Genomic DNA, 8519 nt, shown 5'->3' with positions numbered 1-8519 from the left:
CAAAAATGGTATAATAATTGACCCCGTAGGGGTCAAATTAAAGTTAATATAGACCAAAAATTGCTTAAAATTTGAAAAGGCATTTCGAATTAAGTTTATTCGGAATGCCTTTTGTCTACAATCTGAAACGATTCCTGCTAGGAATCGTTTTTTATTTTTTTAATTTAAACAGTAGCATTTCGATTAACAGCGATTTATTCATGCTACCGGATTTCATATGATAATCTGCCTCGGCTAATTGATTGATTAAGTAGGATAACTCCTCATCCGTAAATTTAGAAGCTTGGCCAAGTGCTAACTTGACACGAAATGGATGGGTCTTTAAAATACCCGCAATTTGCTGCTGTCCGTAGCCACGTCTCGATAGATCCTTTACCTGATAAATTAAACGAAATTGACCGGCAAGTAATGCCAATATTTTAATCGGTTCTTCATTCTGCTTTAATAAATCATAATAAATTCTTAGTGCCTCATCTAATTTTCGATTTACCACTTTATCAATAAGTGTAAAAATATTTTGCTCCAATGACCTCGCAACAAGCTTGTCAACAAGATTTACATCAATTCGTCCCGATTCAGCTGCATACAAGGTTAACTTTTCTATTTCACTGGAAATCATAAATAAATTCGTTCCAACCAGTGCCATTAATTGTTCAATAGCTGCCTCATCTATCTCCATTCCATTGATTTTAACCCGATTATGAATAAAACTCATTAATTCTTTTTCATTCAGCTTTTTTGCTTCAATTATCTCGGCATTTCTTTTTAATTCTTTCGTAATTTTCTTCCGTTCATCGAGTTTTTCATATGGAGCAGATAGGACCATAATGGAATAAGGTGCAGGCTCCTTAATATATGCTTCTAGTCTGGACAAATTATGCTCTACTTTTTCCTTTGATTTTTCAGCTGTTAAAAAGACAGGATTATGTAAAATAATAACTTTTCTTTCGCCTAAAAATGGGTATGTTTCTGCATCCTCTACCGCTACTTCAACTGGAGTTTCTTCCAGATCGTACACAGCTAAATTAAATTCTTTTTCTTCTTCATTTAAAATTTGGTTCAATAATAATTGCTTCGTTTCATTAATTAAAAATGCTTCTGTTCCATATAATAAATAAATAGGAGCAATGTGATTTTGTTTAATTTTCCGCCAGCTTTCTAAAACCATTTTGTCCAAGCGCCCCCTTGATTTCATTCTATACTATCGTAATGAAGCTTGGACTATTTGACAAGTACGAACAAAAACTTGTTTCAGGAAAGCACATATTATAGGGAATTGACACTCTCCTGATGCCAATTCCCTGATCTATGATGAACGCCTGCAATACCAACCCTAGGAATTGATATTTCAGACGGAGTTTATTTAGTTAAGCTTATTGTAGCCCTTTCTAAGTCGAACTATTTTGACAACTCTTGTCAACACAGGAAAAGCATTATGAGAGGTAGGCTAGATTTTTTCAAGCAAATAGCTTATACTATATGTTGAAATAGGAGGGGTAGACTGTGAACGAATTTGAGAAAAATGTCCAAAGCAAGCGGAATGACGCAATCGATTCTGCGGTAGGATTTATTGTTTCATTTGGTTTTTTCGCTACCATGTTTATCATAGCTACAGTCATTAAAGTCGTTGGTTCGTAAAATAGGCTACATAAGTGTTATTAAGAGGCTGCTAATATCTGCAGTCTCTTTTTCCTTTGATACTGCCATACTATGGAAAATAGGGTAAAAACGTTCCTTTTCCTAGGAAAAAACGATACGTAACAGCACCATGAATATCAGTTCGGAAAATAGTGATATTCTCTTCATCAAGTCGATTTAAAACCTTTTGATGAGGATGTCCAAAACGATTATTCTCCCCCACAGAGATTAGAGCTATTTGAGGTGTAGTCTTCTTCAAAAATTCTTCACTGGTCGAAGTTTTACTTCCATGGTGTCCAACTTTTATAACATCTATATTCAAATTTGGATAATTGTTAATGATTTTCTGCTCTCCTTCAATATCTAAATCCCCTCCGAAGTACCAAGTTAATCCACCAATAATGGCAAAAATAGCGATAGAACCACCATTTCTTTCGCCAACATAGTTTTTTTCTGGGGCAAGGATATAAAATTGACCATATTTATTCCTCCAAGAATTCCCTTCAAATACTTTCCTAACTGGGATTTTCTTTTTATTTGCCAATTTCATTATTCGATGTTCCGCATCAGAAGGATTAGCAACAGATGGAAGCAGAATCTCATTAACCTTCAACTCATTAATAATTGACACAGCTCCTCCAACATGGTCCATATCACCATGGGTTAAAATTAGTTTATCAATCGTTGTTATTCCTTTTCCTTTTAAAAATGGAACAACTACATCTCTCCCAACTTCAAAAGGCTTTGAACGTTGCCTCCACTTATCTTTGTTAAAATTTACTGTCCCACCCGTATCAATAAGATAAGTTCCTTTTCGAAAAGGGAGATGAATGAGGATACTATCTCCTTGTCCGACATCAATCATCGTTATTTCTCCAAAGGGACGTAACCAATTCCATATAGGCTGGATCGTGAAAAGGATAATGAACAATCCAAGAACTTTCTTTTTCCAGTTTGGACCTTTCTTCGTTTCCCAAATGTAAAAAATGAAACAAATAATTAAAACATAAAAAAGAAGGAAAAATAAATTAGGCTTTCCTGGAACAAACGCTGCAAAATGAAGGTCTCCAATCCAGGAAATTACTTTATTAAAAATGGTAATGATCTTATTCATTAAAAAAGTCAAAATGGTGGGTGCCTTATCGAACATCAATTGGAAGAAAAATAAAAAATACACGGCGGGAAGATAAACAAAGGAAAATAACGGTATGTATACGATATTAGCAAATACTCCAATCAGAGATAATTCGAAGAAATGGTACAATAAAAATGGCATGGCTGCCAATTGTGCCACAATTGAAGTAGCAAGCAACTTTATCCAACTGTTCTGATGTTCAATAAGAACTTGCTGTGCCGATAAAATAATGGCAAAACTTACAGAAAAGGAGAGCTGGAAACCAATGTCGAATATGATCATCGGTTTTATAAAAACATAGATGATAAAAGTAAGGCTAATCGCATCGACAGGTACCAAATGAAGATATTTGTCCCACTTTTTAATAAATAAAACAAGGAATATCATGAGTGCGGCACGTATTACTGAAGGGGTTGCTCCTGTAAGGATAACATAAATTGGGAGAATGAGAAGAAGACAATTGAGCATAAACTGCCTAGTTAAACCTGCTCGAATCCCTAGGTAATAAACCATTCCTATTAACAAGGATACATGCAGTCCAGAAATGGCAAGTAAATGAACAATCCCCGTTTTTTGGTAATCCTCAAGGACATCCGGATAAAATAGTTCACGATCACCAAAAATTAATGCAGCGGATAGTGAAGCAATTTCAATCGGAAAATTTTTTTCCAAATAGCGAATACCGGAAAATCGAAGCTGCTTAATGGTTGTCAAGAGAGATTTGCTTTCTGCCTTACAGTTCTGAAGTGGATTTTCATCAGCCTCTACGATCCAAAATATCTCTTTTGATTCCAAATATCTTCTATAATTAAATCCATTTGGGTTTTTAGAAATTTTAGGTTTAATCATGGTTGCTGACACTTGACAAATAACACCATAAAATGTTTGGTTTAGAAAAAACTCTTTTTCTTCCTCTGATTTAATGGAGTAGCGGAGGATGAGGTTTTCATTATATCTTTTTTCTTTTGTATGAATTTGTAATAAGTCACCATCTATTTTTGGGTCTTCCATATATTGAAGAAGAAAGGATGAGGTTGATTCGGGGATTTTTGATTTATTTTCAGCAGCTTTATGGTGACCAATCATCATAAATATTAGTGCAAAAACAATAATGATCATGAAATGTTTATGAGTGAATCTTTTATATTTAAGTAAAAGAAAGAGATAAAAGAAGAATAGGAACAAAAAAGGTAAAAATGAAATTAGTACACATAACAAACCCAAAAGTGCAGAAATAGCAAAATAGAGGTATCTTCCAGACATGATTTTCTTCTCCATTTAGTGATTTTTCGTAATTTTTTAAAAAGGGACGCCAAAAACATTTCGGCGCCTAAATTCAAGAATTATGCATTCATCTTTCTAAAATCAATAACCGGGTCTGTTAACTCTACTTTCTCAACATTGACTCCTGCTTGCTCAAATAACTCGATAGCATACGGATGATTTTTATAATCCTCAGCATAATACACGGTTTTAATCCCTGCTTGGATTATAGCTTTACAACATTGCAGACAAGGGAAATGAGTAACATATATTTCCGCACCGGCCGTTGGAACCCCAAATTTTGCACATTGCAATATTGCGTTCATTTCAGCATGTATGGTACGAACACAATGATTATCAATGACATAACAGCCTTTATCAATACAATGATCTCCTCCAGCAATGGAGCCGTTATATCCCCCAGCAATTATCCGTTTATCCCTAACAATGGTCGCCCCAACGGCCAACCTAGTACAAGTGCTTCGTAGGGCGAGCAAATGACTTTGTGCCATAAAATATTGATCCCATGAAATCCGTTTCACTTTACTCTCACTCCCTATTAAAATACTTAATTTATAGTTTATATAGCCTCTACGATCTGGTCAATGTAAGAATTAACGTACGGTAACAGCATCTTTCAATTTTTCGAAAGTTTTTTCACCGATTCCACTTATATTTTTTAAATCTTCTGCTGACTGAAATGGACCGTTTGTTTCCCGATATTCCATAATAGCTGCTGCCTTTGACGGCCCTATCCCTGGGATTTTTTGTAGTTCACTTTCATCTGCAGTATTAATATTAATCTTCCTTTCATTACTACCTGTTCCACCTGAAGCATGTACTGTTCCAGCATTTGAACCAGGTGTCATGAAGCCTTCTTCCCCCTTCGCAGGAATGTAGATTACCATCGCATCTTGTACATGTTCCGCTAAATTTACTTTAGTTTCATCCGCAAGTTCCGTTAAACCACCAGCCCTGCTAATAATATCAACTACCCGCTCCCCTTCATTTGCTTGATAAACACCTGGAAGTTTTACTTGCCCTTTGACATCGACCATCAAGACTTCAGTATGGGCTGTTTCCTTTGCAACTTCTTTTGTTGATTCTTCAATCTCTTCATTTTGAAATTTCTTCTCTGGTAATTGTGATGGATCAAGTAATGGTGCCTCTAAGGAATTGTTGGAGAAATAATATACGCCAAACAATACAATAAATACCAATGCGACTACATAATATTTCTTTCCCATCAACCAGTCTTTCAATTTGTATTCATCCTTTCTTAAGGTATATTTTACAAACCTTGTTCATAAGGTTATAAGAGAAACTCGGAAGTGAAGGAGGGTTGTAATCAATGAATGTTGGTATTATTGGTACGGGAAATATGGGGAGAATCCTTATTGAAGCTTTCATTGAAGGAAAAGCCATTTCCCCTTCCTCTATAATGATTACTAACAGAACGATTGCAAAAGCCTTGCTGCTTAAAGATAAATATAAAGATATAAAAATTGGAGCTAATGATATTGAAGTAGCAGCCGTATCAGATGTCATTTTTATTTGTGTGAAACCTTTAGATGTTTTTAAAGTGATTGATAGGATTAATCCGCTTTTAACAAAAGAAAAATGTCTAATTTCTATTACTAGCCCAATCAGCACAAGCCAAATCGAACGAAAAGTACCTTGTTCAGTTATGAGAATTATTCCAAGTATTACAAATCGGGCACTAGCAGGGGTGTCATTATTTACACTGGGGGAAAATTGCAGTGATTATTGGAAAGTAGAAATGGAAAAAATCATGTCAAAGGTTTCTGTTCCAATATACATTGACGATAAACTAACAAGAGTTGCTTCTGATATAGTTAGCTGCGGACCAGCTTTTTTCAGTTATTTGATTCAGTCTTTTATTAAGGCGGCTGTAAAAGAGACTGAAATTGATGAAAGAACAGCAACCAATCTAGCGAGTCATATGCTTGTTGGAATGGGTGAATTATTGAAACAAGGACATTACACCTTGCCTTCACTACAAGAAAAAGTGAGTGTAAAAGGTGGAATCACTGGTGAAGGGATTAAGGTAATGGAAAAAGAATTAGGAGACATGTTTGAACATGTGTTTCAGGCGACACATCACAAATTCCAAGAGGATTTGGAAAAAGTGGAATTGCAATTCTCACAACCATAATTCGACGAATGATTACAAATTCCTTCAAATCTTAAAAAAATTAAAGAAGCCATCTTTTTTAAAAAGATGGCTTCTATTCTTTTCTTGCGATAAAAAAGATTCGTTCAGAATACTGCTGAGGGGGACTATCTTCAAAATCTGCATTTACTTCTTGCACTTGAAAGCCAGCTTCGGATAACCAGCCAGAATATTGCTGGACTGTGAAAGTGCGCTGAACGTGAAATTCATCATAGCGATCATACTTTCCTGTTCCTTCATCCCAAACAAAAAAGGTAAGCTCATGTTCGACACAATTTGAATACTCACCAGGAAAACTATTCCAAATATATGAGATTTTCTCTTCATTCAATGCAAATGTTTCATTCATAAATACTTGGGTAATTTTATAAATGGAATGAACATCAAAAATAAACAGTCCACCCGGCTTTAGGTGCTGGAATACTTTAGCAAAGGTATCTTGGACTTCTTGCTCAGACTCCAAATAATTTAAAGAGTCACAAAAAATCCCTATTAGATCAAATAGTCCCAATCCCTCTAATTCCGCCATATTTTGCTGAAAAAACGGGATTGATAAACCATTCTTTTCACCTTTTGCTTGGGCTACCGCAAGCATGTCTGCTGATAAATCAACGCCGGTTACTTGAAAGCCTTCTTTGGCAAAACGAACCGATAACTCTCCTGTTCCGCAAGCTAGGTCAAGCAAGCTTAGCGACTGCCTGTTTAGTTGATATTTCTTTAACTTCCTCTGGACAAATTGAACCCATTCATCATATGGGGCGTCTTTCATGAGTTCATCATATAGATAGGCAAAATGTTTATATGAGTTCATGAATTCAACTCACTCATCACATCTACTTTTGGAGCATCTCCCCATAGCCGTTCCAGATTATAATAGCTTCGCTCATCTCGATGGAATACATGGGCAACAACATCCCCCAAATCAATTAAAACCCACCTTGCTTCATCAAAGCCTTCCATTCTTTTTACATCATAGCCATGTTCAAGGGCTTTCTCCCGTATTTCCCTAGCAATAGCCTGTACTTGTTTATCAGAATTACCATGGCAAATGATAAAATAATCAGCAATCAAAGAAATCCCCTTCATGTTTAGGGCAATAATATCTTCTGCCCGTTTGTCATCAGCAGCTTTTACCGCAATTTTGAGTAATTCCATCAATCAAGCCTCCTGTTTTTTTATTAAATCATTATACATATGAAAGGTTTCAGGATAAACGGGTTGATTTTTTTTCATTAAAAAGTTAATCGTATTTTGAACAGATTTTATCAAAGCTTTATCCAAACTTTCCTTTGCAAGTTCTCTGACTTCATCTACTCCTGGAAATTGTCTTCCCGGTTCTATATAGTCTGCCAAATAAATAATTTTTTCAAGCAGAGTCATCCCAGGTCTCCCTGAAGTATGATAACGGATTGCATCCAGTACTTCATTGTCAGTAATTCCAGCTTCTTTTTCCACTAGATATGCCCCAACAGGCGCATGCCATAGTTCTGCATTGTATTCCAGTAAATCTTGGGGAAATGATTGTGATTTAATAATTTCACGCATTTCCTCTTTCGGACGGAATTTTGCATAATCATGAAAAATGGCTGCTAATTCAGCCTTTTTTTCATCTGCTCCATACAACCTTGCTAACGAAATAGCCGTTTCCATAACACCCAATGTATGCTGATATCGATGCTCGGTTAGTTGTACTTTTACAATTTTTAGTGCTTCTTCACGTTCCATATAAATGATTCTCCTCAATATAATCAATGACCAGTTCAGGTAATAAATACTTTACCGTTTTACCAGTGTTCAATCTTTCTCTAATCATACTTGATGAAACATCAAATAAGGGTACGTCTACATAGAGAATCGGATAATCAGTTTGATGATTATAGGACGGGCGCTTCACACCAACAAATTGAACTAGTTTAATTAATTCATCAATTTTATGCCATTTTGGCAGATATTCAATCATATCCGCACCAATAATGAAGAAAAATTGGTATCCTTCATATTTTTCATGCAGAATTTTCATTGTATCAAACGTGTAGGAAGGACCTTCTCTTTCAAGTTCCAAAGGCTGAATATGAAAAGCTTTGTTATCTTTAATGGCCCGTTCTAGCATTTCAAGCCGATTTTCATTACTAGCAGAACCCGATTTCATTTTATGAGGTGGCTCTTGATTAGGCATGAACCAAACCTCATCAAGATTTAATGAGGATTGAACTTCATTTGCAATGAGTAAATGTCCGTTATGCGGTGGGTCAAATGTTCCACCTAATATTCCAATCCTCTTCATACCCG

At 35.6% G+C, this 8519-nt stretch carries 10 protein-coding genes; 2 read left to right on the top strand and 8 right to left on the bottom strand.

What is annotated here, in order from left to right:
* Positions 1-151: 151 nt before the first annotated feature.
* Positions 152-1168, bottom strand: a complete 1017-nt coding sequence (holA, locus tag G4Z05_RS12200) for a DNA polymerase III subunit delta (RefSeq protein WP_163252138.1) — start codon at positions 1166-1168, stop codon at positions 152-154.
* Between the two features lie 335 nt (positions 1169-1503).
* Between holA and G4Z05_RS12195 the strand changes: the two genes are divergently transcribed.
* Entirely contained in the window at positions 1504-1638 is a 135-nt protein-coding gene (locus G4Z05_RS12195; protein WP_038536293.1) for a YqzM family protein, read from the top strand.
* A gap of 70 nt (positions 1639-1708) precedes the next feature.
* On the opposite strand, the gene G4Z05_RS12190 is transcribed toward G4Z05_RS12195, so the two are convergent.
* The 3 genes from G4Z05_RS12190 to G4Z05_RS12180 form a co-directional block, all read right to left on the bottom strand.
* Positions 1709-4036, bottom strand: coding sequence for a DNA internalization-related competence protein ComEC/Rec2 (locus tag G4Z05_RS12190; protein ID WP_163252137.1), 2328 nt, complete (start codon positions 4034-4036; stop codon positions 1709-1711).
* Positions 4037-4116: 80 nt separating this feature from the next.
* A complete protein-coding gene (locus G4Z05_RS12185; RefSeq protein ID WP_163252136.1) occupies positions 4117-4578 on the bottom strand; it encodes a ComE operon protein 2 in 462 nt (153 codons plus the stop codon).
* Positions 4579-4650: 72 nt separating this feature from the next.
* Positions 4651-5298 carry a helix-hairpin-helix domain-containing protein gene (locus tag G4Z05_RS12180; protein WP_240465375.1) on the bottom strand — a complete coding sequence of 216 codons (648 nt, stop codon included), beginning with the start codon at positions 5296-5298 and terminating at the stop codon, positions 4651-4653.
* Between the two features lie 89 nt (positions 5299-5387).
* On the opposite strand from G4Z05_RS12180, the gene comER reads away from it, so the two are divergent.
* Entirely contained in the window at positions 5388-6212 is an 825-nt protein-coding gene (gene comER, locus G4Z05_RS12175) for a late competence protein ComER (protein ID WP_163252135.1), read from the top strand.
* Between the two features lie 73 nt (positions 6213-6285).
* Here the strand turns inward: comER and G4Z05_RS12170 are convergent, their stop codons facing one another.
* From G4Z05_RS12170 to G4Z05_RS12155, 4 genes are read right to left on the bottom strand one after another with little or no spacing between them, the layout of a single operon-like run.
* Positions 6286-7041 carry a class I SAM-dependent DNA methyltransferase gene (locus G4Z05_RS12170; RefSeq protein ID WP_163252134.1) on the bottom strand — a complete coding sequence of 252 codons (756 nt, stop codon included), beginning with the start codon at positions 7039-7041 and terminating at the stop codon, positions 6286-6288.
* Complete coding sequence (rsfS, locus tag G4Z05_RS12165; protein ID WP_144242957.1) at positions 7038-7385, bottom strand: ribosome silencing factor; 348 nt, start codon at positions 7383-7385, stop codon at positions 7038-7040. The genes G4Z05_RS12170 and rsfS overlap by 4 nt, the downstream gene beginning before the upstream one ends.
* Before the next feature lie 3 nt (positions 7386-7388).
* Complete coding sequence (yqeK, locus tag G4Z05_RS12160) at positions 7389-7955, bottom strand: bis(5'-nucleosyl)-tetraphosphatase (symmetrical) YqeK (RefSeq protein ID WP_163252133.1); 567 nt, start codon at positions 7953-7955, stop codon at positions 7389-7391.
* On the bottom strand, positions 7945-8514 hold the full coding sequence (locus G4Z05_RS12155; protein WP_163252132.1) for a nicotinate-nucleotide adenylyltransferase: 570 nt from the start codon (positions 8512-8514) through the stop codon (positions 7945-7947). Before G4Z05_RS12155 ends, yqeK begins: the two co-directional genes overlap by 11 nt.
* Between the last annotated feature and the right edge of the window lie 5 nt (positions 8515-8519).

The organism is Neobacillus thermocopriae (genome assembly GCF_010975035.1).
Lineage (GTDB): Bacteria > Bacillota > Bacilli > Bacillales > Cytobacillaceae > Neobacillus > Neobacillus thermocopriae.
Note: the sequence above shows the minus strand (reverse complement) of the source record. Positions and strands in the feature narration are given on the sequence as shown.